The sequence below is a fragment of the Janthinobacterium paucivorans genome (assembly GCF_051380805.1).
GTDB lineage: Bacteria > Pseudomonadota > Gammaproteobacteria > Burkholderiales > Burkholderiaceae_D > Janthinobacterium > Janthinobacterium lividum_D.
In genome coordinates this window covers 209,616-235,068 of sequence record NZ_JBNYXR010000008.1, presented here as the reverse complement: position 1 = coordinate 235,068, position 25,453 = coordinate 209,616, and the positions used below count along the sequence as shown (strand labels likewise).

Below are 25,453 nucleotides of genomic sequence, written 5' to 3'. Positions count from 1 at the left end.
TGGCGTTGGCGTTGGCGTTAATGTTCATCTGCTCGGGCGGAAGTTGGCTGATGCCTATTGTAACCGTGGCGCATCAGCCATGCGCTCCCTGACGAGCTCGAGCCAGGCGCGCGCGGCAAACGACAATCGTCCGCCGCGGCGCCAGGCCAGCATCAGATTCCACTCCACGGGTGGGCCGGCCAGCGGAATGATGTCAAATTGCGCTGGCGCTAGCGTGTCGCAATACATCTTCGGCAGCAGGCAAATACCCACGCCCAGACGCACGAGCGAGGCAATGAAGTCCCACTGGCCGCTGCGGCCGGTGATGCGCGGCGCAAAACCGGCCCGCTGGCAGGCATCGAGCACGATCTCGTTCAGGGCAAACGCGGCGCCGTAAAAGATGAAGGGACTGTCGGCCAGCTCGGCCAGGGCCACGCTGCTGCGGCCCTGCCAAGGCGAGCCGGGCGCGGCCAGCAGGCATAGCGGTGAGCGCACGAGGGGCAAGGCTTCGAAATCCTGCCAGGTTGCGGCATTGCCCGGGTAGTCGAGCATGGTGCCCAGCTCTACCGTTCCCGTGCGCAAGTCGCGCTCGATTGCTTGCGTGCCGCTTTCATACATCTTTAACTCGATGCCCGGGTAGCGCTGGTGGTATTCGGCCAGCCATGGCGCCAGGGTGGAATGCGTCTGCGGCGACACCCCCACGCGCAGCTCGCCCCGCTCCAGCTCTTGCAAGTCGCGCAACGCCACTTTCAGGTCCGCGTGCAATGCCAGCAATTCATGCGCGCGCGACAGCACCACCTTGCCCGCGTCGGTCAAGCTAAAACGCTTGCCGGCGCGGTCCAGCAAAGCCAGGTCCAGCGATTGCTCGAGCTGGGCAATCATCTTGCTGACGGTAGGCTGGGTCACATGCAGCTTGGCGGCCGCGCGCGTAAAACTGTTCTGTTCGACCACCTCGACGAAGTAGCGCAGCGAGCGGATATCCATGATGCATTCCAATATCGAATGATAATCATAAGTTTAAGTCATTTTATCTTTTGATGTGGCCTCACTACAATGAAAACTTCCCCCAGCCGCTAGAAAGCCCGCCGTGAAAGCCTTACATCCTCCCAGCAGCGTCCTGCCATCCCTCCCCGCCTGGCGCCAAAGCGTGCTGACCGCGTGGCAAGTGGGTATCCTGATTGCCGCCTGGTGGCTGGCGGACGAGGCCGCTTCCGCCCTGCATTTGCCGTTTTCCGGCGGCGTGGTAGGCCTGTTCGTGCTAGTGGCGCTGCTGCTGGCGGGCTGGCTGCAGCCGGCCGCCATCGAACTGGGTGCGAACTGGCTGCTGGCGAACATGCTGCTGTTCTTTATTCCGCTGGTCGTATCCGTGGTGCAATTTACACAACTGCTGAAGACACAAGGGGTGATGCTGTTCGTCAATATCGGCCTCGGTTTTGCCAGCGTGATGCTGGCTACGGCGTTGACGGTGGAATGGGTATGCCGCTATGAGCGCAAGCTGCGCCTGCAAAAACTGCTGCGCCAGCGCGCCGCCAGGGCGGCAGCATGAGCACCTTGCTGCTGTCCCTGCTGTTCTTGCTGCTGACGCTGGTCTTGTTCTATGCCAACCAAGCCGTGCACCGCCGTCATCCACATTTTTTGCTGACGCCCGCCATCTGCACCTCGGCCATCCTGATCCTCATCGTGCAGCTGACCTCGACGCCGTTCGCCACGTATTTTGGCGAAACGCGCTGGCTGCCATGGCTGCTGGGGCCCGCTACGGTCGCCTTCGCCCTGCCCATCTTCCAGGAGCGCAAGCTGATACGCAAGCATGGGCTGGCCTTGTCGCTGGGCAGTTGCGCCGGCATCGTCGCCTCCATGGCCGCCACCCTGCTGCTGGATCGGCTGCTGGGCGTGCACGGCGACATGGCGCGCAGCCTGCTGGCGCGCTCGGTCTCGACGCCCTTCGCGCTGGAAGCGTCGCGCCAGATGGGCGGCTCGGCCCAGCTGACAGGGATTTTTGTCGTGATGACGGGTTTGTTCGGCTTGCTGCTAGGCAAGCCTTTGCTGAAACTGCTGCCCTTGCGCATGCGCATCGCCCGTGGCGCCCCGTATGGCGCAGCGGCGCACGGTTTCGGCCTGTCCGTGGCGCGCCGCGTGGGTACGGAAGAAGGCGCCGTGGCCAGCTTGACAATGATCTTCTCGGGCGTCGTGACGGTACTGCTGGCGCCGCTACTGGGCAGATTGTTAGGCTAAGGCGCCACGGCGCAGGCCTTTATCGGGGATAATACGTCTTTCCCCATTTGAAGCAGCCGCGCCACGATGAAATACCCTGCAGTCCTGCCTTTCAGCGACATCCTGTCCCGCTTGCACGAATTCGATGCCATCATCGATGTGCGCAGCCCGTCCGAGTTCGCCGAAGACCACTTGCCGGGTGCCATCAACCTGCCCGTGCTCGATGACGAGCAGCGCGTGCGCGTAGGCACCTTGTACAAGCAGACCAGCGCCTTCGAGGCGAAAAAGCTGGGCGCGGCGCTGGTGGCGAAAAATATCGCGCGCCATATCGAAGAAGTTTTCCTCGGCCACCCGCACGATTGGAAGCCCCTCGTCTACTGCTGGCGCGGCGGCAACCGCAGCGGCGCCATGGCGCACATCCTGGCACGCATCGGCTGGCCCGTGACGCAGCTTGACGGTGGCTACAAGGATTACCGGCGCCACGTGAACGCCGAGCTGGCCACCCTGCCTGAACGCTTTGACTTCATCAACGTGCTGTGCGGCCCCACGGGCAGCGGCAAGAGCCGTTTGCTGCAGGTACTGAATAAGCAAGGCGCGCAAGTGATCGACCTGGAAGACCTGGCCGCCCACCGCGGCTCCGTACTGGGCGGCTTGCCGGACGCAGACCAGCCTTCGCAAAAGGCGTTTGAAAGTGCGCTGTGGCAGCAACTGCGCCATTTCGACGCGCAACTGCCCGTATTCATCGAATCCGAAAGCAAGAAAGTGGGCCGTTTGCGCGTGCCCGACGCGCTGATGGACAAGATGCGCGTAGCCGAGTGCACGGATGTGCAGTTGGCCACGCAACAGCGGGTGCAACTGCTGATGGATGATTACGCGCATTACGTGCTCGACGCGGATCGCCTGAACGTGCAGCTGGCCCTGTTGACGCAGCTGCATGGCCACGAGAAAATTGCCCACTGGCAGCAGCTGGCCACCTCGGGCCGCATGGCCGAGCTGGTAGAACAGTTGCTGGTGCAGCACTACGACCCCGTCTACCGGCAATCGATCGCCCGCAACTTCAGCCGCTACGCCCAGGCGGCGCCGCTGATCTTGCCCGATATTTCAGAACATGCCTTTGAGCAAGCCGCGCGTGCATTATGTGCTATCGTCGGCGCACCCCGTACCGCTAGCGCCGCGTGAGCGCTGGCGCGGCTTCTAATGAACTTTTTGAGCAGGATGACGACCATGTCCGATAGCGCAGCAACACCCAATACACCCATCCGATTGACCGAGTTTTCTCATGGCGGCGGCTGCGGCTGCAAAATTGCGCCCGGCGTACTGGCCGACATTTTAAAGGGCAGCGGCGGCTTTCCCCTGCCCAAGGAATTGCTAGTCGGCATAGAAACCTCGGATGACGCGGCTGTCTACCAGCTCAACGACGAGCAGGCGCTGATCGCCACCACGGATTTCTTCATGCCCATCGTCGATGATCCGTTCGACTTTGGCCGCATCGCCGCCACCAATGCCATTTCCGACGTATACGCCATGGGCGGCACGCCCATCATGGCACTGGCTCTGGTCGGCATGCCGATCAACAAGCTGCCGGTAGAAACGATCGGCCTGATCTTAAAGGGCGGAGAAACCATCTGCGCCCAGGCCGGCATCCCCATCGCGGGCGGCCACACCATCGATTCCGTCGAGCCCATCTATGGCCTGGTGGTACTGGGCCTGGTTCACCCCTCGCAGGTGAAACGCAACGCCGGTGCGCGCGCCGGCGATAAGCTGGTGCTGGGCAAGCCGATCGGCGTGGGTATTTTGTCCGCTGCGCTGAAGAAAAACGCGCTGGACGCGGATGGCTACGCGTCCTTGATCGATAACACCACTAAATTGAATACCCCGGGCAAGAAACTGGCCCTGCTCGACGGCGTGCATGCGCTCACGGATGTGACGGGCTTTGGCTTGCTCGGCCATACGCTGGAACTGGCGCGCGGCGCCAAATTGCTGGCGCGCATCGCCATGCAAGACGTGCCGCTGTTGCCGCAAGTGCTGCAACTGGCGCAAAATGGCAACATCACGGGCGCCTCGGGGCGCAACTGGCAGGGCTATGGCGCGCAAGTGGCGCTGGACGACAGCCTGAGCGCCATCGACAAGGCGATTTTGACGGACCCGCAAACGGCCGGCCCCCTGCTGGTGGCCTGTGCGCCGGAAGCCGTCGAGCAAGTGCTGGCGATTTTCCGCGCCGAAGGCTTTGGCGACGCCGCCGTCATCGGTGAGATGCAGGAAGGCACGACCGGGGTTTCGGTATTTTAATGAACAAATTTTTTTGCAAAGGCAGTCCCATGACCAAGTTCTCCACCTCATTGAACAAGTTCCCCGCCATCCTGGCCACCGTCGCCGCCACCCTGGCCATCCACAGCGGCCTGGCGCAAGCGCAGCAAGTGCTGCGCGTGTCCGCCATCCCCGATGAAGCACCGACGGAATTGCAGCGCAAGTTCAAGCCGCTGGGCAGCTACCTGGAGAAAAAGCTGGGCATGAAGGTGGAATTTACGCCCGTCACCGATTACGCGGCCTCGGTCGAGGGCTTGATCAACAACAAGCTCGACATGGTCTGGTTCGGCGGCTTTACGTTTGTTCAGGCGAACGTACGCAGCGGCGGCAAGATCGTGCCCCTGGTGCAGCGCGAGGAAGACACGAAGTTTCGCTCCGTCTTCGTCACCACCAGCAAAGACATCAATCAGTTGTCCGACCTGAAGGGCAAGAACTTCACGTTCGGTTCGGAATCGTCGACCTCGGGCCACTTGATGCCGCGCTACTACCTGCTGGCAGCCAAGATTAACCCGGACACGGACATGAAGCGCATCGCGTTTTCCGGTGCGCATGACGCCACCGTCGCCGCTGTCGCCGGTGGCAAGGTCGATGCCGGCACCTTGAATATTTCCGTGTGGGAAAAATTGCTCGAAGCGAAAAAGGTTGATCCAAGCAAGGTGCGCGTGTTTTACACCACGCCCGGCTACTACGATTACAACTGGAGCGTGCGCGCCGACATGAACCCCGTGGTGCGCAAGAAGCTGACGGACGCCTTCCTGGCGCTGGACCCATCCACGCCTGAAGGCAAGGAAATCCTCGAGCTCCAGCGCGCCACGAAGTTCATCCCGACCAAGGCCGAGAACTACAAAGATATCGAAGCTGCCGCGCGCGATGCCGGTCTGCTCAAGTAAAGCAAGCCAATCCGCTGGCCGGCGCCGCCACTGCGGTGCGCTGGCCAGCACTTTCCCCACTCTCGCATGACATTCCAACTTCACAAGATCAGCGTCCACCACGCGGGCGCCGCCAGCAATGCGCTGGCCCTGCGCGAGCTGGACCTGAACGTGGCCCAAGGTGAACAGATCGCCCTGATCGGCCCTTCCGGCGCCGGCAAGACCAGCTTGCTGCACACCCTGGCCTGCGCGCTGCGCCCCGCATCGGGCAGCTTGAGCGTACTGGGCAGTTCTCCCTGGCAGATCGGCAGCGCCGAGCGCCACGCCTTGCGCGCGCGCTTGTTCCTGGCGCCGCAAACGCCACCGCTGCCGCCGCGCCAGCGCGTCGTCAATGCCGTGCTGGCGGGACGCTTGCCGCAATGGAGCTTGTGGACGGCGATCCGTTCCCTGCTGACGCCCGTCGATCCGCGCGCCGCCTGGGAAGCGCTGGGCAAATTCGAGCTGCAAGACAAATTGTATGCGCGCGTCGATCGCCTGTCCGGCGGCGAACGCCAGCGCTGCGGCATGGCCCGCGCGCTGGTATCGAATGCGCAAGTGTTCCTCGTCGACGAACCGTTGTCCGCGCTCGATCCCACACTCGCTGTGCAGACGATGAAGGTGCTGCAAGCCGAAGCGGCAGCGCGCCATGCCACGCTGATCTGCAGCCTGCACCAGGTGGACATCGCGCGCGCCTGCTTTACGCGCATCGTCGCCCTGCGCGACGGCCAAATCGTCTTCGACGCGGCCAGCGCCGAGGTCAGCGACGCCATGATCGAACAACTGTACCGCAACAAGGCCGACGCCGCGCCCCAGGCCGAGGCCGATGCGCTACAAGCGAACCTGGACGCTGCGAGGCCGCTTTGCTGAAAACCGCGAATGCCGCCATGCCGCGCGATCCGGCCTGGCGCGCCCGCCTCAGTGCCGCTGCCGTCGTGCTGCTGGTGCTGTGGCCGATGCTGGTGCAGGCTGAATTTAAGCCGTGGATTTTATGCGATGCGCAAAGCCTGGCGGCCACCTGGCAATTCATTGCCAGCTTCGTGCCACCCGCCCATACACTGGAATTTTTGCACCTGGTGGCCATTGCCAGTTGGCAAACCATCGCCATGGCCACGGCCGGCATGGCGCTGGCCATGCTGGGCGCCATACCCCTGACCCTCCTGGTGACGGAGCGCCTGTCGATTTCGCGCATCGGCTCCGGCCAAGTGTCGCCGCTCGCCGCTGGCGTGCGCCATTGCGTGCGTGCGCTGCTGGTGCTGCTGCGCAGCGTGCCGGAACTGGTGTGGGCCTTGTTATTGGTGCGCATCGTCGGTCTGGGGCCGACGGCGGGCGTGATTGCCATTGCCCTCACGTATTGCGGCATGCTGGGCAAGGTGTATGCGGAAGTGCTCGAATCGTCGGACGCCGCCGCCTGCAACGCCTTGCTGCACAACGGCAGCGGCCGCCTGCAAGCCTTGCTGTACGGCGCCCTGCCCGAATCGGCCGCCGAATTGGTGTCCTACACGATTTACCGCTGGGAATGCGCGATCCGCGGCTCCGTCGTGATGGGCTTTGTCGGCGCCGGTGGCCTGGGCCAGCGCATGGATGAATCGATGAAGATGATGGCAGGCAATGAACTGGCCACCATGCTGATCGTGTTCGTGCTGCTGGTGGCGGGCGCCGATGCGGTCTCGGCCATGCTGCGCCGGAGGTTGGCATGAAGAACGACACCGCCATGCTGCCTGTTTCGCCTCGCGTGCGCTGGTCGACCTGGGCCTTGCTGGCCGGCTTAGTGCTGCTGGTCATCGCCAGCTTTGCCACCCTGCCCTTGAAATGGGGCGAATTCTTTAGCGCCGATGCCGTGCGCACGAGCGCCGACTTCCTGCACGGCTTCGCCCCGCCCGACCTGGCGCCCAACTTTTTGACGAAAATTGGCGTCGCCACCTTCGAAACCCTGGCCATGTCGGCCATCGGCACGGTGATTGCCGCTCTCCTGGGCGCGCTGCTGGCCCTGCCCGCAAGCGGGCGTTTCGGCACCCTGGCCCGCAATGCCACGCGCGCTCTATTGAACGTGCTGCGCTCGATCCCCGAACTGGTGTGGGCCTCCATCCTGCTGATCGCCGCCGGCCTGGGCCCATTCGCGGGCACCCTGGCGCTGGCGCTGCACACGGTGGGCGTGCTGGGACGCTTGTTTGCCGATGCGTTTGAAAATTGCCCGCCCTTGCCGGCCGCCAGCTTGCGCATCAATGGCGCGCGTCCCGCCGCCACTTTCCTGTACGCGACCTTGCCGCAGTGCGGCCCGCAAATGATGTCGTATACCCTTTACCGCTGGGAAAACAATATCCGCGCCGCCGCCATCCTTGGCGTCGTCGGTGCGGGTGGCCTGGGGCAGATGCTGAAATACCACCTATCGCTGTTCCAGATGCCCAGCGCCGCCACCGTCATCGTCGCCATGCTGCTGATGGTGGCCGCCGTCGATGGCCTCAGCTACGTGCTGCGCCGCGCCATGACGCGATAAATGAGACTGTCTACAGCATGAAAAACTGCTCCTCGCCCCCCGCTGCAACCTGCATGCCAGCGCCGCGCCGCTCGCAGACTTTACCGGCAGTTGGCAACTGCAACGCACCACCGTCCCGCACCATAGCGTCATCAAGCACGATGGCGAGCCGCACGATCAAGCGTCATGATGCTGGCAAAAACATACAAGTAGATTTCCCCAACCATGGCCGCGCCACCAGTGAAAGAATCTTGCCGATTTGAACAATATCATTATCCGCGCAAGCAGCGCGGCCGACTGGCCGGCACTGAAAGCCACGCGCCTAGCCGCCCTGCTCGACACCCCCACGGCCTTTGGCGCCAGCCACGCCAGCGCGGCCCGCTTTACCGATGCCGACTGGCAACAGCGCGCCATCAGCACGCCGCTGCGCACCTTTTTCCTCGCCTTTGATGGAGAGCAAGCCATCGGCCTCGCCGCGCAAGTGGTGGCCGGCAATGGCGAGTGCCATCTGATCGCCATGTGGGTGCAGCCGCAATATCGGGGGCTGGACGTGGCGCAGCGCCTGCTCGACGCCGTGAAACAATGCGCCGTCGGTAATGGTCACGCCCGGCTGGTGCTCGACGTGGCACCGGAGAATGCGCGCGCGGCAGCGTTTTACCAGAAACAGGGTTTTGCCTTTTTGCCGGAATGGGCGCCGCTGGAGAGCCACCCGCATATCCAGGTGCAGAAGATGGCGTGGCGGGCGCCAGCATAAGCCCAAGCAGCCCCTCTTTCTGCAATTGCAGCCCGTGATACGCCTGCTTGCTCCCCCCCAAAGATGCACTGTGCTTGATTCGATTTTCGACGCCATCGTCTGTGCTGCAGACCTTAGTCGTAGCAGTGCTTCACCAGTTCCGTGTGGACAGCGCAGAAAACCGGTGTTGCCACCACGATCAATTCATGAAGTACAATGGATATATCTGATAAATTCATGAACATGGCTCATATAAATGCTTGAACGCATCCACCTCAACATCGTCCAGCAAGTCGAGAAACAAGGGTCCTTGACGGCCGCTGCGGGCGTGCTGAACCTGACCCAGTCGGCGCTGAGCCACAGCATGAAAAAGCTGGAGCTGCAACTGGGCACCGACGTCTGGCTACGCGAAGGGCGCAATCTGCGCCTGACGCAGGCCGGACAGTACCTGCTGGCGGTAGCGAACCGGGTGCTGCCGCAATTGGATCTGGCCGAAGAGCGCCTGGGACAATTCGCGCAAGGCGAGCGCGGTGCGCTGCGCATCGGCATGGAATGCCACCCTTGCTATCAGTGGTTGCTTAAAGTGGTGTCCCCCTATCTGACAACTTGGCCCGACGTGGATGTGGACGTCAAGCAGAAGTTCCAGTTCGGCGGGATAGGCGCGCTCTTCGGCTACGAGATCGACCTGCTGGTCACCCCCGACCCGCTGTACAAGCCGGGACTGAAGTTCGAGCCCGTGTTCGACTATGAGCAGGTGCTGGTCGTGGCCAAGGGTCATGCCTTGGCTAGCGCGCCCTATGTGGAGCCGCAGCAGCTGACGCAGGAAGTGCTGATCAGCTACCCCGTCGACATCGAGCGCCTGGACATCTATAACCAGTTCCTGCTGCCGGCCGGTGTCACGCCCAGGCGCCACAAAGCCATTGAAACGACCGACATCATGCTGCAAATGGTGGCCAGCGGGCGCGGCGTGTCGGCCCTGCCGCGCTGGCTGGTCGAGCAATACGCGAGCAAGATGGACGTGGTGCCGGTGCGGCTCGGTGTGCACGGCATCGCCAAGCAGATCTTCCTGGGCGCGCGCGAAGCGGACACCGCCATCGACTACGTGCGCGCTTTCATCGCACTGGCCCGCCAGCCCGTCGTCGCCAGTGCGCAAGCCAGCAACTGATGGCGTCCAGCGTCGAACGCAAACGACTTTCATGACCGGGGCTGGCAAGGCACCAGGCAAACGCCATCACTATAAAGAATGCCCCATGAAAATGAAGACCTGGGCCGGGATCGCAATGGTCGCCGCCCTCCCCTTGGCTAGCGGCCATGCCAAGGCGCAAGAGACAATACGCATTGGTGTCATCGCTGCCCTCACGGGCCCGTTTGCCAACACCGGCAAGCCATTCGAAGATGGCATCAAAACGTACTTGCTGCAGTACGGCGACCGTGTGGCCGGCAAGAAAATCGAAGTCATCTACCGTGACGATGGCGGCACCAACACCGAGATGTCCAAGCGCGCGGCGCAGGAACTGATTACGCGCGACAAGGTGAGCTTCCTGATCGGCTTTTCGCTGACGCCTAGCGCGCTGGCCGTCGCCCCCATCGCCACCCAGGCCAAGATCCCGATGATCGTAATGAACGCGGTCACCACCGGCATCACCGCGAAATCGCCGTATATGCTGCGCACCGGCATGACGATGCGGCAGATGACCGAGCCATTCGGCACCTGGACGGCAAAAAACAAGGTCGGCAAGGTCTACACCCTGGTCAGCGACTACAGCACCGGCATCGATGCCGAAGCGCGCTTCGTCAAGGCCTTTAGCGCCGGCGGCGGCAAGATCGTGGGCTCGTCACGCGTGCCGCTGGCGAACCCGGACTATTCGCCCTTCGTGCAGCGCGTCAAGGATGAAAAACCGGATGCACTATTCTTTTTCGCACCTGGCGCGGAAGACGGCATCGGCGTGCTCAAGGCCTTCAGCGACAAGGGTCTGGACAAGGCGGGCATCAAGTTCCTCGGCGTCGGCGACATGAGCAGCGACTCGCCTACCCTGGAATCGCTCGGTGACCGAGCGCTCGGCGCCATCACGGTGCTGAACTACTCAACTGCGCTCGACAATGCGGCGAACAAGACTTTTCTGAAGGCTTACGCGGCAGCAAATCCCCAGCGTCCACCTGCCACCTTCGTCGCCGTGACGGCCTATGACACCATGGGCATGATCGCCGAAACCATCCGCACGCTCCATGGCAACGTGAGCGCCGACGCGGCGCTCCGGGTGCTGTCGAACATGAAGTGGAGCAGTCCGCGCGGTCCGATCAGCATGCATCCAGAAAGCCGCGACATCGTACAGAATATGTATATCCGCGAAGTCAAGAAAGTCAACGGCAAGCTAGTCAACCAGCCTGTCGCCACCCTCAAGAACGTCATGCCGAATTAAATCTCTGCCTAGTCCAATGCCGCAGATGGCGCGCGGTGCTGCTTGCCTGGAACGCTGTCGTGCTTTGAGCACCACGACAATGAGACGCACCCCGGCAATGAGACCACTCAGAATGCGCCAACATAGTTCTCCGCCAGCGCCGTTGCCATGGCACGCGAGTTGACAATGTTGGCCAGTTCGGCGCGCTGCATCTCGCGTTCGAATGGCGTAGCGTCGGCGAAGGTATGCAGCAGGCGCGTCATCGTCCAGGAGAAGTATTCGGCGCGCCAGATGCGCTTCAGCGCTGCGTCACTGTAGCCATTCAAACGCTCCTCGCTGCCCTGGCGATAAAACTGTTCCAGCCCGCGCGCCAGCAACTGCACGTCCGATACGGCCAGGTTCAAGCCCTTGGCGCCGGTCGGCGGCACGATGTGCGCGGCGTCACCTGCCAGGAACAAACGCCCGGCCTGCATGGGTGTCGAGACGAAACTACGCATGCCGATGATATTTTTCTGAAAAATATGCCCTTCTTTCAGCTTCCAGCCGTCGTGGTTTTCCAGCCGCGCATGCAGTTCGGCCCAGATGCGGTCGTCCGACCAGTTGTCCACGTGGTCGCTCGGGTCGCACTGGAAATACAGCCGCTGCACCGTCGGTGTACGGGTACTGACCAGGGCATAGCCGCGGTCATGCTGGGCGTAGATCAATTCTTCGGACGATGGCGCCGATTCCACCAGGATGCCAAACCAGCCGAAGGGATAAATGCGCTGGAAATTCTTGCGCAGCTCCTGGGCAGGCATGGCCGGTCGCGCCACGCCATGATAGCCATCGCAGCCGATGATGAAATCGGCCTCCAGGGTATATGCCTCGCCGCCATGGCGGTAGCTCACGCGCGGACGCAGGGTCTGCGTGTCATGCAGTTCAACGTCGGCGACCTCGAATAGCACGCTGCCCTTTGCCGCCAGCCGTGCCGCCACCAAGTCCTTGATCACCTCGTGCTGCGGATAGACGGTGATCGCCTTGCCCGTCAATTCGCTCAAGTCGATACGGTGACGGGCGCCATCAAAGGCCAGCTCGATGCCATGGTGCAGCGCGCCTTCGCTGCGCATGCGCTCGCCGACGCCGGCCTGCGTCAGGATGTCCATCGTGCCCTGTTCCAGCACCCCGGCGCGGATGGTCGACTCGATGTCGGTGCGCGAACGCGCTTCCAGCACCACCGATTCGATGCCCTCCAGATGCAGCAGATGGGATAACAGCAGGCCGGCCGGGCCGGCGCCAATGATGGCGATTTGAGTACGCATGACAGTCTCCGATGTTGTGGTGGTATGCCTGCATGGTAGCGGCGCCGGGAAGAAAAAAACATGGATGAAATACGTTAAAACTTGTACTATTTATACACACCTAACCTTTCAAACAATGTCCATCCATGCAAGATACCGCCTTGACGAGCACACCGGAAATTCCACAGTTTTCGCTGTATGGAGAACAATCAGGGGCGGAAAACGCGGAGTTTGTGCATATCGAATTGATCGAAACGCGTAGCCGCCTTCACGACTGGCATATCGCCAGGCATACGCATCCAGGCCTGTTTCAGGTACTTTTTTTATTCGGCGGCCAGGTCAGTGCCAGCGTCAACGATGCGCTGTGGCAGCGTGCTGCCCCCGTCGCCATCACCATCCATTCCTCGGTGGTGCATGGCTTCGACTTTTCACAGGAAGCGCAAGGCTACGTGCTGACAGTGGACCAGAACGTGATCTTCACGGTGGCGCAAAATCACGTCGACCTGTATTCATCGCTATTCGTTGAACCGCTGGCGATCGACCTTGCCAGCGCGCCCGACATACATGGCCGCCTCGATTCGCTGCTACAAAACCTGCTGGTGGAGGCGGCCTGGCCGCAATATGGACACACCCTGATGCTGGAATGGCTGGCGCGCAGCGCTTTGCTACTACTCGTGCGCGTGCATGCAGAGCACCGGCTGGCAGACCAGTCGGGACGCAGCGACTTTGAGCTGTTCAGCCGTTTTCGCGCCGCAGTGGAGCAGCACTACAAGCAGCAATGGCAAGTGGGCCAGTACGCCGATGCCTTGCGCGTCACGCCGACGCGATTGAATCGCCTGTGCCTCAAACTGGCGGGAAAGTCCGCTTTCGACATCACGCAGGACCGCTTGATGCTGGAAGCGTGCCGAAAACTCACCTATGTCCCCGCCAGCATCGCCAGCATCGCCTATGAACTGGGGTTCCAGGACCCGGCCTATTTCAGCCGGCTCTTCAAGAAGCGCATGGGCGCCACGCCCAAGCAGTTCCGCCGCCATTCGGACGAAGGCCGCGAACCTTAGAGCAAGGAACTCAGCTCGACCTGTATCTTGATCAGCGCAGGCAAACAGCGCTGCACCATCTGCTCGATCGGAATGCGCCCCGCATGCACGCTGATATTCATCGCCGCCACTATGTCACCGCGAAAGTTCTTCAATGGCACCGCGATGGTGCGCAGGCCAAGTTCAAGTTCCTGGTCCACCAGCGCATAGCCGCGCGCCCGCGCCCGCGCGATTTCCAGCAGCAGCCGCTCCTTGCTGACGATGGTGTGCTCAGTGATCTGCTCCGGTTCTGCGCGCGCCAGGAAGGCGTCGGCCTGCTCTGGCGTGAGGCTGGCGAGCAGCATGCGGCCATTCGCCGTGCAGTAGGCAGGTACCCGCGTCCCCGGCTGCAAAGTGGCCGACACCAGCTGGCCCGCACTCACGGCAGCCACGCACACCAGTTGGTCATGATCGAGCACGCCCACGGATGCCGCCTCGCCCAGCGCGTAGGCGAGCCGATACAACAGCGGCTGCACCACGCGTGGCAAGCGCGCTGAATGCAGATAGGACTGTCCCAGCCGCAGCACCATCGGCGTCAATGAAAACAGCTTGTTTTCATGGCGCATATAGCCAAGGTGCGTCAGCGTAATCAGATAGCGCCGCGCGGCAGCACGCGTCAGGCCCGTGCGTTCGGCCACTTCCGCGATGCTCAAGCGGCTGCGTTCCTGGTCGAACGCGGCGATCACTTGCAAGCCCTTCTCCAGTCCGGCGATCAAATCGCGGCTGGCTGGCAGCTCTGTTGCTAATGTCATTGTGTAGAAAAAACTTAATTTGGGCGCTATTCGCACAAATTGTGCGCATAGCGAATATAGCACGCCATGGCGACCTTGTAAGGATGGTAGCGCTTGCCTACCATCGTTTCACCCTGCCACATGACATAACAAGGAGACAGCTTTGAAATTCGATGCCATCGCCCCCGGCGTATATCCGGAATTGATCTACCCTCCCTACAAATCGACCGCCAAGCGCGGCCCCACGCAGCCGCTGCTGCGCCTGGACGCCAGCGTGCCTGTCACGCACAACATCGTGCCCTCGCCGCGCATCTTGTTGCCGCATGACATGGATCTGACGACCCAAGGTGATGCCGCACCGCTGGGCGAGAAAATCGTCGTCACCGGTCGCGTGCTGGACGAAGATGGCAAGCCGGTGCGCAATTCACTGCTGGAGGTGTGGCAATGCAATGCCGCCGGCCGCTACCGCCACAAGCGCGACCAGCACGATGCGCCGCTGGACCCGAACTTTAACGGCTGGGGCAAGATGATGACCGATGATGCGGGCCGCTACCGCTTCGTCAGCATCAAGCCCGGCCCCTACCCGTGGGGCAATCACGAAAAGGCATGGCGCCCTGCGCACATCCACTTTTCCTTGTTCGGCAATGTCTACGCCCAGCGCCTGGTGACGCAGATGTACTTCCCCAGCGATCCGCTGTTTGACTACGACCCCATCTTCCAGAGCATTCCCGACCTGGCCGCGCGCCAGCGCCTGATCTCGCGCTTCAGCCTGGAACACACCGTCGACGTTGACATGCTGGGCTATGAATTCGACATCGTCCTGCGCGGACGCGACGCTACGCCGTTTGGCATTTAAGGATACTCACATGAGCAATATCACGACTTCGCAAACCATCGGCCCATTTTCCCACGCAGCCTGGCAATGGGCGGTAGACCTGTGCGCCGCCGACCGCCTGCAAACGACTGCGCCCACCATCGTCATCCACGGCAGCATTTTTGATGGCGACGGCGTGCCCATCAACGATGCGCAGATCGAGGCATGGCAGCCCGCTGGCGCCGCAGCCGAATCAGCCCAGGCCATGCCCGGTTTTCGCCGCGTGCCCAGCGACGACGCGGGCAACTTCAGTCTGCGCCTGTCACTATGCACACAGGCGCCTGGCGAACCGCTGGCCTACATCACAGTATTCGCGCGCGGCCTGGTGAAACATCAGTTCACAGCCGTGTTCCTGGACAGCGACACGCACCTGGCGCAATCGGCCATACTGGAGCAAGTGCCGGCCGCGCGCCGCGCCACCTTGCTGGCCACCCAGGCGGGCGACGGCCAGTACAACTGGAGCATCCACATGCAAGGGCCGCAAGAAACGGTATTTTTCGACTATGTGTAATGCACAACGGGAGGCGCTGTGAGCGTATCGATCTTTGACAGCTTCCTTACCACCAGCGAGATGATCGCCGTGTTCGACGACGCGGCGATCGTGCAAGCGATGTTTCGCTTCGAGCAGGCACTGGCGCAGGCGCAGGCCGACGAAGGCATGCTCGCGCCAGCCGCCGCGCATGCCATCGCCTCGGTCTGCAACGCGCAGCTGTATGACATTGCCGCCATCATCAGCGACGGCCGGCGCGCCGGCAGCCTGGCAATCCCTCTGGTGAAAGAGTTGACCCGCACCGTCGCCCTGTACGATGCGCAAGCGGCCAGCAAGGTCCATTGGGGCAGTACCAGCCAGGACGTGATCGACACGGCCATGGTGCTGGCCACGCGCGACGCCCTGCTGCTGCTTGAGCATGGCTTGAACAGCTTGGGTCAGCACTTGCTGCGCCTGGCGCAGCAGCACCTTGCCACGCCGGTGCTGGCGCGCACCCTGATGCAGCCGGCGCAGGTGACCAGCCTGGGCTTCAAGCTGGCCGGCTGGCTGGCGCCACTCGTGCGTGCACGGGCGCGCTTGCGCATATGCGCGCAGCAGGCCCTGCAACTGCAGCTCGGTGGCGCCGTCGGCACGCTGGCCGTGATGGGCGAGCAAGGTCCGGCGGTGGCGCGCCGCATGGCCGATGCACTGGGCCTGAAGGTGGCCGATGCGGCCTGGCACACGCAGCGTGATGAATGGGTGCGCCTGGGCCTGGAAGTGGCCGTGCTCACTGGCAGCCTGGGCAAGATTGCCACCGATCTGAGCCTGATGGCCCAAGGCGAGATCGGCGAACTGGCCGAACCATCTGGCAATGGTCGCGGCGGTTCGTCGGCCATGCCGCACAAGCGCAACCCCGTCAGCGCCATGATCGCGCTGGCCGCCGCCACGCGCACGCCGCAGCGCGCCGCTGCCCTGCTGGCCAGCATGGGCCAGCAGCACGAACGGGGCCTGGGCAATTGGCAAGCCGAACTGGCAGAATGGCCGGGCCTGTTCCTCAGCGCGCATGGCGCCCTGCAGGCGCTCAACGATGCCTGCGCCGGCCTGCAAGTCGATGCGCCGCGCATGGCGCGCAATATCGACGCACTGCAGGGCCTCGTGTTTGCAGAAGCGGCGGCAGCGTACCTGGCGGCTGCCATCGGCCGGCCGCAGGCGCATGCGCTGCTGGAAAACATGAGCGGCAAGGCGCTGGCCACGGGGCGCCACCTGGCCGATATACTGGCCGAGGCCGTGCAAGCCGATGCCACGCTGGGCGCACAGGTCGATCTGGCGCATTTGGCGACCCTGTTCGATGCCACTGCTGCGGCCACGCCTGCACGCACGCTGGCGCAACAGCAATTGCAGCGCTTGCGTAGCGACATCGCCACCCTGGACGCCGTCCCCCACCCGGCCCTTACTCACCATCTATCGCGAGGCCAGCATGCGCCATGACCCCATCGACCACGACTTCGAGCGTGGCCTGAACAACCGCCGCGCCATCCTGGGAGACGCCTGGGTGGAACGCTCGCTGGCGAACGCCAACAGCTTCAATAGCGACTTCCAGAACCTGATCACGCGTTTTGCCTGGCATGAGATTTGGGGCCGTCCCGGACTCGAACAAAAGACCCGCCGCGCCATCGTCCTGGCGATAACCGCCGCGCTGGGCCGCTGGGAGGAATTCGAACTGCACGTACGCGCCGCACTGCTCGGCGAGGCGTCGAACCGTTTGACACCGGATGAACTGAAGGAAGTGCTGATGCAGTCGGCCATCTACGCCGGCATTCCTGCAGCCAATACGGCCTTCACGCACGCCATGGCGATCCTGCACGAACTGGGCCCGCAGATAGGCTATACGCTGGCCCCCGTGGCACCTGCGGCCAGCCACCATCCAGGCACGGGCTTTGAAGGGCGTAGTGGCGGCAAGCCATCGCTGCACTACAGTGTGCGCGCACCGCGCAGCGGCAAGGCGCCGCGCCACACGGTGGTGCTGAGCCACGCGCTGGGCTGCGATCTGAGCATGTGGGATGCGCTGGCCACGGCCCTGGCCGAAGATTGCCGCGTGCTCGCCTATGACCATCGCGGCCATGGCGGCTCGGAAGCGCCTGCCGGCATGTACGACATGGCGACGCTGGCCGACGATGCCGCTGCCCTGCTGCGCGAACTTGATACGGGGCCGGTGCTGTGGATAGGCTTGTCGATGGGCGCCATGGTAGGCCAGGAACTGGTCTTGCGCCATCCCTCGCTGGTGCGCGCCCTGGTGCTAGCCAACACCACTTCCGGCTATCCGGGCGCTACACGCGAACTGTGGCAGCAGCGTATCGCCACCGTGCAGTCGCAAGGCGTCGATGCCATCGGCGACGCCGTCATGGGGCGCTACTTCACGCAGGACTTCCGCGAGCAGCATGCCGCCACGGTGGCGCGCTTTCGGCGCCGCGTGGTCAGCACCGACGCTGTCGGCTATGCCGGCTGCTGCCATGCCGTCGGCGAGGTCGATACCACTGCGCGCCTGGGCGCGATCGCCGTGCCGACCCTGGTCATCGCAGGAGAGCTGGACCAGGGCACGCCAGTGGCCATGGCGCAGGTCCTGGCCGATGCCATTCCCGCAGCGCAGTTGGTCGTGCTGCAACAAGCCTCGCACCTGAGCGTGATCGAACAGCCGCAGGCGTTCGATCACGCCGTACGCAGCTTCATCGCCCACCTGTAAAAAAATGGCGGCGTCCTTCAAGGCGCCGCCATCTTGCGTGCTTACTTAGATTCCCTCTTCACACGCCCGTAGCGCGCACCTGCCGGTGCTGGCAGAATTGGACTGCTCTCTGACATGCAACAGGCGGCCCGCGTTGCAGGTCGCCTCACTGACATCAAGCCACCGAGACCAGCCGATCGAGCTTGTCGCCATCGGCCAGCAGGCTGGCACTGTCGGAGTCGTGCACAATGCGCCCCCGGTCCAGCACGATGGCGCGCTCGGTCAGTGACAGTGCCAGGCGCGCATGCTGCTCCACCACGATGACGGACAAGCCTTCATCCTTCACCAGCCGGCGCACTATGCGCACCAGTTCCTGCACGATGATGGGCGCCAGTCCCTCCATCGGCTCGTCGAGCAGCAGGATGCGGGGATTCGTCATCAGGGCGCGGGCGATGGCCAGCATCTGCTGTTCGCCGCCCGACAACTGGTTCCCCATGTTCTGGCGCCGCTCCAGCAGACGCGGAAAGATCGCATAGATCTTTTGCAGATGCCATGGGCCGGGGCGCGCCACCACCGTCAAATGCTCTTCTACCGTCAGCGAGGGAAACATGTGGCGCTCCTGCGGTACCCAGCCCAGCCCGGCGCGCGAGCGCTTCCAGGTAGGCACGCGCGCCAGGTCGCTACCGTTCCAGCGGATCGTACCCCGGTGCAAGCGGGTCAGCCCCATCAATGTCACCAGCAAGCTGGTCTTGCCAACGCCATTGCGTCCCAGTAGCGCCAGGCTGTCTCCCTCGTTCATCGACAAGGACACGTCTTCCAATACGATCGATTCGCCGTAGCCGGCGCTGACCTTCTCCAATGCCAGCAGCTCACGCATGTTCGGCCTCTCCCAGATAAACTTCCTTGACGCGCGGATCGGCCGCGATCTCTGCCGGCGTACCTTCCGTCAGCACCTTGCCTCCCACCATCACCGTGATGCGATCGGCGAAGCGGAACACCAGTCCCATGTCGTGTTCGATGAACACCACCGTGACATCGCGTGGCAATTGCGCGATCACTTTGAACAGTTCCCGGCTTTCGGCCGAAGGAATGCCGGCGGCCGGTTCATCGAGCAGCAAGATGGACGGCTTGGTGGCCAGCGCGAGGGCTATTTCCACCAGGCGCTGCTTGCCGTATGCCATGCTGCGCGTGATGCTGTTGATCTCGTCCGTCAGTTTCAGGCTGGCAAGCAGCGCCATGGCCTCCTCGACCACCTCGCTCTGGCTGGCGACGGTCTGGTACCAGACCGACTGCAAGCCGCGTCGCTCGCTGATCGCCAGCACCACCGATTCGAGCACGGTCATGCCGGCAAACAGATTATTAATCTGGAAGGTGCGCGTCAGGCCCAGCTTGACGCGCTGGTGCTGCGGCAAATGCGTGATATCGGTCTCGCCCAGCCACACCTTGCCAGCGCTGGGAGGGAAGGTACCCGTCAGCAGGTTGATGAAGGTGGTCTTGCCGGCGCCGTTCGGGCCGATCAACGCATGGCGCGCACCGGGCTGGAACGTCAGGCTGACGTCGCTATTGGCGGCAAAGCCGCCCCATTTCTTCGACAGCGCTTCGGTGCGCAGTGTCATCGCGGCGGTGTTCATGCTTTCTCCTTGGCAAACAGTTTTTGCAGACGCTCCAGGCCGCCGAGGACACCGCCGCGTGCGAACAGCACGATCAGCACCAGCAGCATGCCGATGTAAAATTGCCAATACGTGGGATTGAGGCCGGCGATAAAGTCTTGTGCCAGCATAAAGACGGCCGCGCCGATCAGCGCACCATACAGGCGCCCCGTGCCGCCCAGCACCAGGATGATCAATAATTCTGCCGAGCGCGAAAAGCCCAGCATGTCCAGGCCCACGAACTGCGTAGTCTGCGCCAGCAGCGCGCCAGCCACGCCGGCAACGGCAGCGCTGATGGTAAAGATGACACCGAGGCGACGGTTAACGTCCACGCCGATGGCCGGCATGCGCTGGCCGCCTTCGCGTATGCCGATCAGGCTGAGGCCGAACGGCGAATGCACCAGCCTGCGCAGCGCCACGAACAGCAGGAACAGCACCGCGAAACTGTAGAGGTAGGCCGTCTTGCCCTCGAGGTCAAATTCGAACACACCGAACAGTTTGCCGAGCATCATGCCGGACAATCCATCGACGCCACCCGTGATGAAGGCGGCCTTGTTGGCCGCTTCGAACAGCATCAGGCCGATGCCCAGCGTGACCATCAGGCGCGTCAGATCCTGTCCGCGCACCACCAGGAAACTAGTCATGTAACCAAACACGCCGGCCACCAATGCCGCCGCCAGCAAGCCGCTCAGCGGCTCGCCCCAGCCATGCACGGCCAGCAGGCCGGCCGTGTAAGCGCCCAGGCCAAAAAAAGCGGCATGGCCCAGCGACACGATGCCGGCATAACCGAGTATCAAGTCGAGCGACAGGGCAAACAGGCCGACGATCATGATCTGGCTAATCAGCACCAGATAGCCGGTAAAGGCGAAATAGGCGCCCACCGGCAGCAGCCAGAAAGCGATTTCCAGTGCTCGCCAGCGGCCATCGGCCAGGCGCGGCGCAGGCGCGGCAATGCGCGCGACGACGGGAACTTCATGCATGACACTCATGCTTTTCTCCTCATCAAGCCGGCGGGGAAGACGATCAACAGCACCACCATCAAGCCATAGATCACGAAAGCACCCATTTGCGGCACATAGTATTTGCCGGCGACGTCAAAAATGCCGAGGATGAGCGCAGCCACCAGCGGCCCCTTGATGGTGCCTGCGCCGCCGACGGCGACCACCAGCAGGAAGTACACCATATACTTGAAGGGGAACGTCGGGTCCAGGCCCAGCACGTCGATGCCGAGGCCGCCGCCCAGGCCAGCCAAGCCCGAACCGAGCGCGAAGGTCAGGCTGAAGACGCGGCTGACATTGATGCCCAGGCCGGCCGCCGCTGTCTGGTTGTCCACCGAGCAGCGGATCTGCGCGCCGAAGCGCGTGCGCTCGATCAGCACACCCAGAGCTGCGGTGACCAGCACCACCACGCCGATCAGGAACAGTCGATAGGCGCCCACGTCCAGGCCGAACAGCGCAACCTGGCCGCGCAGCCAGTCAGGCAGCAGCACCGGTTGCTGGGTCGGGCCGAAGAAATACGTGGCGCCCGCCACCGCCATGAACGTCAGACCGATGGAGAACAGCACCTGATCGAGGTGACTGGCCTTGTACAGGCGGCGGTACAGCGTACGCTCGAGCAGCAGGCCGACCAGCGCGCAGATGAGGAAAGCGAGCGGCAAGGTGGCCAGGAAAGGCAGGCCCAGCTGCGATAGCAGCATGACGCAGACATAGCCGCCCAGCATGGCAAAAGCACCGTGCGCCAGATTGATGAAGTTCATCATTCCCATCGTTACCGACAGGCCTACACTGATGATAAATAACAGGCTGCCGTAGGCGATGCCGTCGAATAAAACGCCGATGAAGTTGCCTAGCATATGCCGGCCCTCCCCGCGCGCGTGCTGCGATGTGCAATAGTCACTGCTGTCTCCTTTTTGTTTCTTGTTGTTTTGTATGGTCTTGCTCGCCACCGCATGCCGGCGCCGTGCAGGCCACGCCGCCAGGTCATACGCGTTCGATGACGATGGCGATACCCTGGCCGACGCCGATGCACATGGTACACAGTGCATAGCGCCCACCGCTACGTTGCAGTTGGTACATCGCCGTCGTTACCAGGCGTGCGCCGCTCATGCCAAGCGGGTGGCCAAGGGCGATCGCGCCCCCGTTCGGATTGACGCGCGGGTCGTCATCGCGCAAGCCTAGCATGCGCAGCACGGCCAGCGCCTGCGCGGCGAATGCCTCATTCAATTCGATGACGTCCATTTGGTCCAGCGTCATGCCCAGCTGTGCCAATACCTTTTGCGTGGCAGGCGCCGGACCGATGCCCATGACGCGCGGCGCCACACCAGCGGTGGCCATGCCGACGATGCGCGCCTTTGGCATCAGGCCGTGCCGCGTGGCCGCTTGCGCGCTGGCCAGCAGCAAGGCGCAGGCACCGTCATTGACGCCCGAGGAATTGGCCGCCGTCACGCTGCCATCGGGGCGCACCACGCCGCGCAATGTGGCCAGCGCCTCCAGGCTGGACTGGCGCAGGTGCTCGTCGTGTTCGAACAGCTGCGGCTCGCCCTTCTTCTGCGCGATGTGCACGCCGACGATTTCCTGTGCCAGGATGCCATCCTTCTGCGCCTGCGCCGCCTTGCGCTGGCTATGGAAGGCAAACAGATCCTGGTCGGCGCGACTGATGGCGTCGTCTTCAGCAACATTTTCTGCCGTTTCCGGCATCGCATCGGTACCATACAGCTGGCGCATCAAGGGGTTCGGGAAACGCCAGCCGATGGTGGTGTCATAGATGGCAGCGTTGCGGGAAAAAGCCGTTTCCGCCTTGCCCATCACGAATGGTGCGCGCGTCATCGACTCGACGCCACCGGCCAGCATCAGCGCGCAGTCGCCAGCAGCGATGGCACGCGCGGCGCTGCCCACGGCATCCATGCCGGAACCGCACAGGCGGTTCACGGTGGAGCCGGGCACTTCCTGCGGCAAGCCCGCCAGCAGCGCCGACATGCGCGCCACATTGCGGTTGTCTTCGCCGGCCTGGTTGGCGCAGCCATAAATCACGTCATCGATGGCATGCCAGTCGACGCCGGGATTACGGCGCATCAATTCACGCAATGGCAGCGCACCCAGGTCATCGGCGCGCATATCTTTCAGCGCGCCGCCATAACGACCGATCGGGGTACGGATCGCATCACAGATAAAAGCTTCTTTCATGGCGTCTCTCCAGGCAGCGATTGAATCAGCGCAGCGCCCGTGCGGGCCTGCAGTTCGTCGAAGTCCAGGCCCTCCGCCATTTCGCAGACCAGCAGGCCGGCCGGCGTGACGGCCAGCACGGCCAGGTCGGTATAGATGCGGTCGACGCAGGCAACCGCAGTGAGCGGGTAACTGCATTGCGCGACGATCTTGCTTTCGCCCGCCTTGGTCTGGTGATCCATCATCACGAATACCTTGCGCGCGCCCAGCGCCAGGTCCATGGCGCCACCGACTGCGGGAATCGCATCGGGCGCACCCGTATGCCAGTTGGCCAGGTCGCCGCCGGACGACACCTGGAAGGCACCGAGTACGCAGATATCAAGGTGGCCGCCACGCATCATGGCAAATGCATCGGCATGGTGAAAATAGGCGCCGCCCGTCAGCAGCGTCACCGGCTGCTTGCCGGCGTTGATCAGGTCTTCGTCTTCCTCGCCGGGCGCCGGTGCGGGGCCCATGCCCAGCAAGCCATTTTCGCTGTGCAGGAACACTTCGCGATCAAGCGGCAGGTAATTGGCGACCCGGGTCGGCAAGCCGATACCGAGGTTGACATATGCGCCATCGGGAATATCCTGGGCCACGCGGGCCGCGATGTCATCGCGTGTATAGCGCTTGATCATGCTTGCTCCCTGACAACACGTTGCACATAAATGCCGGGCGTGACGATCACCTCGGGATCGAGTTCGCCCAGCGCCACGACATCATGTACCTGGGCGATGGTGCAGCTTGCTGCTGCGGCCATGATAGGACCGAAGTTACGCGCCGCCTTGCGATACACCAGGTTGCCCCAGCGGTCGCCGCGATGTGCCTTGATCAAAGCGAAGTCGGCATGGATAGGTGATTCCAGCACGTACTGGCGGCCATTGATCAAGCGCGTTTCCTTGCCATCAGCCAACAAGGTGCCATAGCCAGTGGGGGTAAAGAAGCCGCCTATGCCGGCGCCAGCGGCGCGGATGCGTTCGGCCAGATTACCTTGCGGCGTGAGTTCGAGTTCGATCTCGCCTGCGCGGTAGAGCGCATCGAACACTTGCGAGTCGCTCTGGCGCGGGAAGGAACAGATAATCTTGCGCACCCGTTTGGCCTTGAGCAATGCGGCCAAGCCGGTTTCTCCATTGCCGGCGTTATTGTTGACGATGGTGAGCTCGCGTGCTCCTTGCGCGATCAGGGCATCGATCAGTGCAGCAGGCATGCCGGCGTTGCCGAAGCCACCGATCATCACGGTGGCACCGTCGGGAACGTCGGCCACCGCCCGTTCCAATGATTCATATATTTTATCGATCACGATATGGTCTCTTGAGTAAAGGTCTAACTTGCCAATCTATTCGTTTCGTTCGATAATCGCACTAATGTATTATTACCGCACAAATAAGTGTACCCATGCGTGGCCCTCGTGGTCAAGCTAAACATGCGCTGCACACAAACCGCAGCGACTCGACTAGAATCAGCCGTACATTGCGGGCACGCTCCAGCGTCGCCGCACCAACCCGATCATGATCATGCCCAAACCAGCCACTAAACCAGACACTAAACCAGCCACCAAGCGCCCCATCAATTCGCCGCCCGAGTCCATCACCGAGCAAGACGCTGCCGAACTCACCATTGCCGAGCAGATCGATGCGCTGACCGATCCCAACTTCATGACCTCCCTGGCGCGCGGCCTGGCCGTGCTGCGGGCATTCAGCGACTCGCGCCGCGCTTTGACGATCGCACAAATTAGCCAGAAAACCGGCATCCCGCGTGCGGCGGTGCGCCGCTGTCTGTATACGTTCCAGCAACTCGGCTATGCTGAGGCGGAAATGAACAATTTTTCATTGCGCCCGAAAGTGCTGACGCTCGGCTATTCCTATCTTTCATCGACGCCACTGGCCGTGTCGTCCCAGCCCTACCTGAATAACATCAGCCGCGCCCTCAATGAATCGTGCTCGCTGGCGGTACTCGACGACAGCGAAGTGCTGTACGTGGCCCGCTCGGCTACCTCGCGTGTGATGTCGGTAGCACTGAACGCGGGCAGCCGCCTGCCCGCTTACTGCACCTCGCTTGGACGCGTGATGCTGGCACAGCTGGAAGCGGACGAACTCGATACCTACTTTGCACAGGCCAAATTACGCCCGATGACCGAGCGCACCATTGTCTCGGAAAAGCAGCTGCGCGAGGTGCTGGCAGGGGTGCGCCGGAACGGCTATGCGATCAATGATGAGGAACTGGAACTGGGTCTGCGCTCCATCGCGGTGCCCGTGCGCGGCGCGTCGGGCAAGGTGCTCGCGGCACTGAACATCGGCGCGCAGGCATCGCGCGTGAGCGCCACGCAAATGGAACAGGAATTTTTGCCCGTGCTGCAGCGCGGCGCCAAGGAATTGTCGGTGCTGCTGCCCTAGCAGAATTGGTGTCGCCAGGATGCCAGGATGGGGGGGGCGACGAGCGCCCCCTCTT

At 62.8% G+C, this 25,453-nt stretch carries 27 protein-coding genes; 17 read left to right on the top strand and 10 right to left on the bottom strand.

The genetic code is table 11. The features are described from left to right. Window positions 1–54 precede the first annotated feature (54 nt). Window positions 55–963 (bottom strand): LysR family transcriptional regulator, encoded by a 909-nt coding sequence (locus ACQ4V8_RS12455; protein ID WP_010398347.1) that lies wholly within the window; start codon window positions 961–963, stop codon window positions 55–57. A gap of 103 nt (window positions 964–1,066) precedes the next feature. Here ACQ4V8_RS12455 and ACQ4V8_RS12450 point away from each other — a divergent pair, with 103 nt between their 5' ends. From ACQ4V8_RS12450 to ACQ4V8_RS12400, 11 genes are all read left to right on the top strand, one after another. Beyond that, on the top strand, window positions 1,067–1,525 hold the full coding sequence (locus ACQ4V8_RS12450; protein ID WP_070347405.1) for a CidA/LrgA family protein: 459 nt from the start codon (window positions 1,067–1,069) through the stop codon (window positions 1,523–1,525). Continuing rightward, on the top strand, window positions 1,522–2,211 hold the full coding sequence (locus ACQ4V8_RS12445; protein WP_010398350.1) for an LrgB family protein: 690 nt from the start codon (window positions 1,522–1,524) through the stop codon (window positions 2,209–2,211). Before ACQ4V8_RS12450 ends, ACQ4V8_RS12445 begins: the two co-directional genes overlap by 4 nt. A 66-nt stretch (window positions 2,212–2,277) precedes the next feature. Next, window positions 2,278–3,369 (top strand): tRNA 2-selenouridine(34) synthase MnmH, encoded by a 1,092-nt coding sequence (gene mnmH, locus ACQ4V8_RS12440; protein ID WP_436571558.1) that lies wholly within the window; start codon window positions 2,278–2,280, stop codon window positions 3,367–3,369. Window positions 3,370–3,414: 45 nt separating this feature from the next. Further along, the gene (selD, locus tag ACQ4V8_RS12435) at window positions 3,415–4,479 is read left to right on the top strand and encodes a selenide, water dikinase SelD (protein ID WP_010398354.1); all 1,065 of its coding nucleotides are present in this window, start codon (window positions 3,415–3,417) and stop codon (window positions 4,477–4,479) included. Between the two features lie 29 nt (window positions 4,480–4,508). Further along, a complete protein-coding gene (locus ACQ4V8_RS12430; RefSeq protein WP_029496418.1) occupies window positions 4,509–5,387 on the top strand; it encodes a putative selenate ABC transporter substrate-binding protein in 879 nt (292 codons plus the stop codon). Between the two features lie 66 nt (window positions 5,388–5,453). Beyond that, the gene (locus ACQ4V8_RS12425; RefSeq protein ID WP_436571557.1) at window positions 5,454–6,272 is read left to right on the top strand and encodes a phosphonate ABC transporter ATP-binding protein; all 819 of its coding nucleotides are present in this window, start codon (window positions 5,454–5,456) and stop codon (window positions 6,270–6,272) included. A gap of 17 nt (window positions 6,273–6,289) precedes the next feature. Next, complete coding sequence (locus tag ACQ4V8_RS12420; protein ID WP_436571572.1) at window positions 6,290–7,102, top strand: PhnE/PtxC family ABC transporter permease; 813 nt, start codon at window positions 6,290–6,292, stop codon at window positions 7,100–7,102. Then, window positions 7,099–7,899, top strand: coding sequence for a phosphonate ABC transporter, permease protein PhnE (phnE, locus tag ACQ4V8_RS12415; RefSeq protein WP_436571556.1), 801 nt, complete (start codon window positions 7,099–7,101; stop codon window positions 7,897–7,899). The genes ACQ4V8_RS12420 and phnE overlap by 4 nt, the downstream gene beginning before the upstream one ends. Window positions 7,900–8,137: 238 nt before the next feature. Then, a complete protein-coding gene (locus ACQ4V8_RS12410; protein WP_082261172.1) occupies window positions 8,138–8,632 on the top strand; it encodes a GNAT family N-acetyltransferase in 495 nt (164 codons plus the stop codon). Between the two features lie 235 nt (window positions 8,633–8,867). After that, a complete protein-coding gene (locus tag ACQ4V8_RS12405) occupies window positions 8,868–9,776 on the top strand; it encodes a LysR family transcriptional regulator (protein WP_010398369.1) in 909 nt (302 codons plus the stop codon). Between the two features lie 85 nt (window positions 9,777–9,861). Next, the gene (locus ACQ4V8_RS12400; protein ID WP_010398371.1) at window positions 9,862–11,031 is read left to right on the top strand and encodes an ABC transporter substrate-binding protein; all 1,170 of its coding nucleotides are present in this window, start codon (window positions 9,862–9,864) and stop codon (window positions 11,029–11,031) included. A gap of 107 nt (window positions 11,032–11,138) precedes the next feature. On the opposite strand, the gene ACQ4V8_RS12395 is transcribed toward ACQ4V8_RS12400, so the two are convergent. Then, on the bottom strand, window positions 11,139–12,308 hold the full coding sequence (locus ACQ4V8_RS12395) for a 4-hydroxybenzoate 3-monooxygenase (protein WP_436571555.1): 1,170 nt from the start codon (window positions 12,306–12,308) through the stop codon (window positions 11,139–11,141). Between the two features lie 125 nt (window positions 12,309–12,433). Here ACQ4V8_RS12395 and ACQ4V8_RS12390 point away from each other — a divergent pair, with 125 nt between their 5' ends. Further along, window positions 12,434–13,345 carry a helix-turn-helix domain-containing protein gene (locus ACQ4V8_RS12390; protein ID WP_436571554.1) on the top strand — a complete coding sequence of 304 codons (912 nt, stop codon included), beginning with the start codon at window positions 12,434–12,436 and terminating at the stop codon, window positions 13,343–13,345. On the opposite strand, the gene ACQ4V8_RS12385 is transcribed toward ACQ4V8_RS12390, so the two are convergent. After that, window positions 13,342–14,115: an IclR family transcriptional regulator domain-containing protein gene (locus ACQ4V8_RS12385; protein WP_029496420.1), complete on the bottom strand. Its 774-nt coding sequence runs from the start codon at window positions 14,113–14,115 to the stop codon at window positions 13,342–13,344. The two genes, ACQ4V8_RS12390 and ACQ4V8_RS12385, sit on opposite strands and share 4 nt — an antisense overlap. A 142-nt stretch (window positions 14,116–14,257) precedes the next feature. On the opposite strand from ACQ4V8_RS12385, the gene pcaH reads away from it, so the two are divergent. The 4 genes from pcaH to pcaCD are packed head-to-tail and all read left to right on the top strand — an operon-like array spanning window position 14,258 to window position 18,177. After that, the gene (gene pcaH, locus ACQ4V8_RS12380; protein ID WP_010398381.1) at window positions 14,258–14,950 is read left to right on the top strand and encodes a protocatechuate 3,4-dioxygenase subunit beta; all 693 of its coding nucleotides are present in this window, start codon (window positions 14,258–14,260) and stop codon (window positions 14,948–14,950) included. A gap of 10 nt (window positions 14,951–14,960) precedes the next feature. Further along, complete coding sequence (locus ACQ4V8_RS12375; RefSeq protein ID WP_010398383.1) at window positions 14,961–15,479, top strand: peptidase associated/transthyretin-like domain-containing protein; 519 nt, start codon at window positions 14,961–14,963, stop codon at window positions 15,477–15,479. 18 nt (window positions 15,480–15,497) lie between these two features. Continuing rightward, on the top strand, window positions 15,498–16,925 hold the full coding sequence (locus ACQ4V8_RS12370) for a lyase family protein (RefSeq protein WP_436571553.1): 1,428 nt from the start codon (window positions 15,498–15,500) through the stop codon (window positions 16,923–16,925). Next, window positions 16,915–18,177, top strand: coding sequence for a bifunctional 4-carboxymuconolactone decarboxylase/3-oxoadipate enol-lactonase PcaCD (gene pcaCD / locus ACQ4V8_RS12365; RefSeq protein ID WP_436571552.1), 1,263 nt, complete (start codon window positions 16,915–16,917; stop codon window positions 18,175–18,177). Before ACQ4V8_RS12370 ends, pcaCD begins: the two co-directional genes overlap by 11 nt. A gap of 154 nt (window positions 18,178–18,331) precedes the next feature. On the opposite strand, the gene ACQ4V8_RS12360 is transcribed toward pcaCD, so the two are convergent. From ACQ4V8_RS12360 to ACQ4V8_RS12330, 7 genes are all read right to left on the bottom strand, one after another. Continuing rightward, the gene (locus ACQ4V8_RS12360) at window positions 18,332–19,033 is read right to left on the bottom strand and encodes an ABC transporter ATP-binding protein (protein ID WP_070347409.1); all 702 of its coding nucleotides are present in this window, start codon (window positions 19,031–19,033) and stop codon (window positions 18,332–18,334) included. Continuing rightward, entirely contained in the window at window positions 19,026–19,787 is a 762-nt protein-coding gene (locus ACQ4V8_RS12355; RefSeq protein ID WP_010398391.1) for an ABC transporter ATP-binding protein, read from the bottom strand. Before ACQ4V8_RS12355 ends, ACQ4V8_RS12360 begins: the two co-directional genes overlap by 8 nt. Further along, window positions 19,784–20,785, bottom strand: coding sequence for a branched-chain amino acid ABC transporter permease (locus ACQ4V8_RS12350; RefSeq protein ID WP_193365530.1), 1,002 nt, complete (start codon window positions 20,783–20,785; stop codon window positions 19,784–19,786). Before ACQ4V8_RS12350 ends, ACQ4V8_RS12355 begins: the two co-directional genes overlap by 4 nt. Before the next feature lie 5 nt (window positions 20,786–20,790). Then, a complete protein-coding gene (locus ACQ4V8_RS12345; RefSeq protein WP_070347411.1) occupies window positions 20,791–21,657 on the bottom strand; it encodes a branched-chain amino acid ABC transporter permease in 867 nt (288 codons plus the stop codon). A 127-nt stretch (window positions 21,658–21,784) separates the two neighbouring features. Further along, window positions 21,785–22,987, bottom strand: a complete 1,203-nt coding sequence (pcaF, locus tag ACQ4V8_RS12340) for a 3-oxoadipyl-CoA thiolase (RefSeq protein WP_436571551.1) — start codon at window positions 22,985–22,987, stop codon at window positions 21,785–21,787. Continuing rightward, window positions 22,984–23,640, bottom strand: a complete 657-nt coding sequence (locus ACQ4V8_RS12335) for a CoA transferase subunit B (protein WP_029496421.1) — start codon at window positions 23,638–23,640, stop codon at window positions 22,984–22,986. Before ACQ4V8_RS12335 ends, pcaF begins: the two co-directional genes overlap by 4 nt. Then, window positions 23,640–24,305: a 3-oxoacid CoA-transferase subunit A gene (locus ACQ4V8_RS12330; RefSeq protein WP_010398401.1), complete on the bottom strand. Its 666-nt coding sequence runs from the start codon at window positions 24,303–24,305 to the stop codon at window positions 23,640–23,642. Before ACQ4V8_RS12330 ends, ACQ4V8_RS12335 begins: the two co-directional genes overlap by 1 nt. Before the next feature lie 208 nt (window positions 24,306–24,513). On the opposite strand from ACQ4V8_RS12330, the gene ACQ4V8_RS12325 reads away from it, so the two are divergent. Continuing rightward, window positions 24,514–25,398 (top strand): IclR family transcriptional regulator domain-containing protein, encoded by an 885-nt coding sequence (locus ACQ4V8_RS12325; protein WP_436571550.1) that lies wholly within the window; start codon window positions 24,514–24,516, stop codon window positions 25,396–25,398. Window positions 25,399–25,453: the final 55 nt, after the last annotated feature.

What these genes read in the sequence shown, in the direction of transcription:
- phnE (WP_436571556.1), top strand. Translation starts at nt 7,099, where the DNA reads ATGAAGAACGACACCGCCATGCTGCCTGTTTCGCCTCGCGTGCGCTGG.
- pcaCD (WP_436571552.1), top strand. Translation starts at nt 16,915, where the DNA reads ATGCGCCATGACCCCATCGACCACGACTTCGAGCGTGGCCTGAACAAC.
- ACQ4V8_RS12375 (WP_010398383.1), top strand. Translation starts at nt 14,961, where the DNA reads ATGAGCAATATCACGACTTCGCAAACCATCGGCCCATTTTCCCACGCA.
- selD (WP_010398354.1), top strand. Translation starts at nt 3,415, where the DNA reads ATGTCCGATAGCGCAGCAACACCCAATACACCCATCCGATTGACCGAG.
- ACQ4V8_RS12345 (WP_070347411.1), bottom strand. Translation starts at nt 21,657, where the DNA reads ATGCTAGGCAACTTCATCGGCGTTTTATTCGACGGCATCGCCTACGGC.
- mnmH (WP_436571558.1), top strand. Translation starts at nt 2,278, where the DNA reads ATGAAATACCCTGCAGTCCTGCCTTTCAGCGACATCCTGTCCCGCTTG.
- pcaF (WP_436571551.1), bottom strand. Translation starts at nt 22,987, where the DNA reads ATGAAAGAAGCTTTTATCTGTGATGCGATCCGTACCCCGATCGGTCGT.
- ACQ4V8_RS12325 (WP_436571550.1), top strand. Translation starts at nt 24,514, where the DNA reads ATGATCATGCCCAAACCAGCCACTAAACCAGACACTAAACCAGCCACC.
- ACQ4V8_RS12400 (WP_010398371.1), top strand. Translation starts at nt 9,862, where the DNA reads ATGAAAATGAAGACCTGGGCCGGGATCGCAATGGTCGCCGCCCTCCCC.
- ACQ4V8_RS12425 (WP_436571557.1), top strand. Translation starts at nt 5,454, where the DNA reads ATGACATTCCAACTTCACAAGATCAGCGTCCACCACGCGGGCGCCGCC.
- ACQ4V8_RS12350 (WP_193365530.1), bottom strand. Translation starts at nt 20,785, where the DNA reads ATGCATGAAGTTCCCGTCGTCGCGCGCATTGCCGCGCCTGCGCCGCGC.
- ACQ4V8_RS12445 (WP_010398350.1), top strand. Translation starts at nt 1,522, where the DNA reads ATGAGCACCTTGCTGCTGTCCCTGCTGTTCTTGCTGCTGACGCTGGTC.
- ACQ4V8_RS12360 (WP_070347409.1), bottom strand. Translation starts at nt 19,033, where the DNA reads ATGCGTGAGCTGCTGGCATTGGAGAAGGTCAGCGCCGGCTACGGCGAA.
- ACQ4V8_RS12355 (WP_010398391.1), bottom strand. Translation starts at nt 19,787, where the DNA reads ATGAACACCGCCGCGATGACACTGCGCACCGAAGCGCTGTCGAAGAAA.
- ACQ4V8_RS12390 (WP_436571554.1), top strand. Translation starts at nt 12,434, where the DNA reads ATGCAAGATACCGCCTTGACGAGCACACCGGAAATTCCACAGTTTTCG.
- ACQ4V8_RS12455 (WP_010398347.1), bottom strand. Translation starts at nt 963, where the DNA reads ATGGATATCCGCTCGCTGCGCTACTTCGTCGAGGTGGTCGAACAGAAC.
- ACQ4V8_RS12395 (WP_436571555.1), bottom strand. Translation starts at nt 12,308, where the DNA reads ATGCGTACTCAAATCGCCATCATTGGCGCCGGCCCGGCCGGCCTGCTG.
- ACQ4V8_RS12430 (WP_029496418.1), top strand. Translation starts at nt 4,509, where the DNA reads ATGACCAAGTTCTCCACCTCATTGAACAAGTTCCCCGCCATCCTGGCC.
- ACQ4V8_RS12385 (WP_029496420.1), bottom strand. Translation starts at nt 14,115, where the DNA reads ATGACATTAGCAACAGAGCTGCCAGCCAGCCGCGATTTGATCGCCGGA.
- ACQ4V8_RS12420 (WP_436571572.1), top strand. Translation starts at nt 6,290, where the DNA reads ATGCCGCGCGATCCGGCCTGGCGCGCCCGCCTCAGTGCCGCTGCCGTC.
- ACQ4V8_RS12405 (WP_010398369.1), top strand. Translation starts at nt 8,868, where the DNA reads ATGCTTGAACGCATCCACCTCAACATCGTCCAGCAAGTCGAGAAACAA.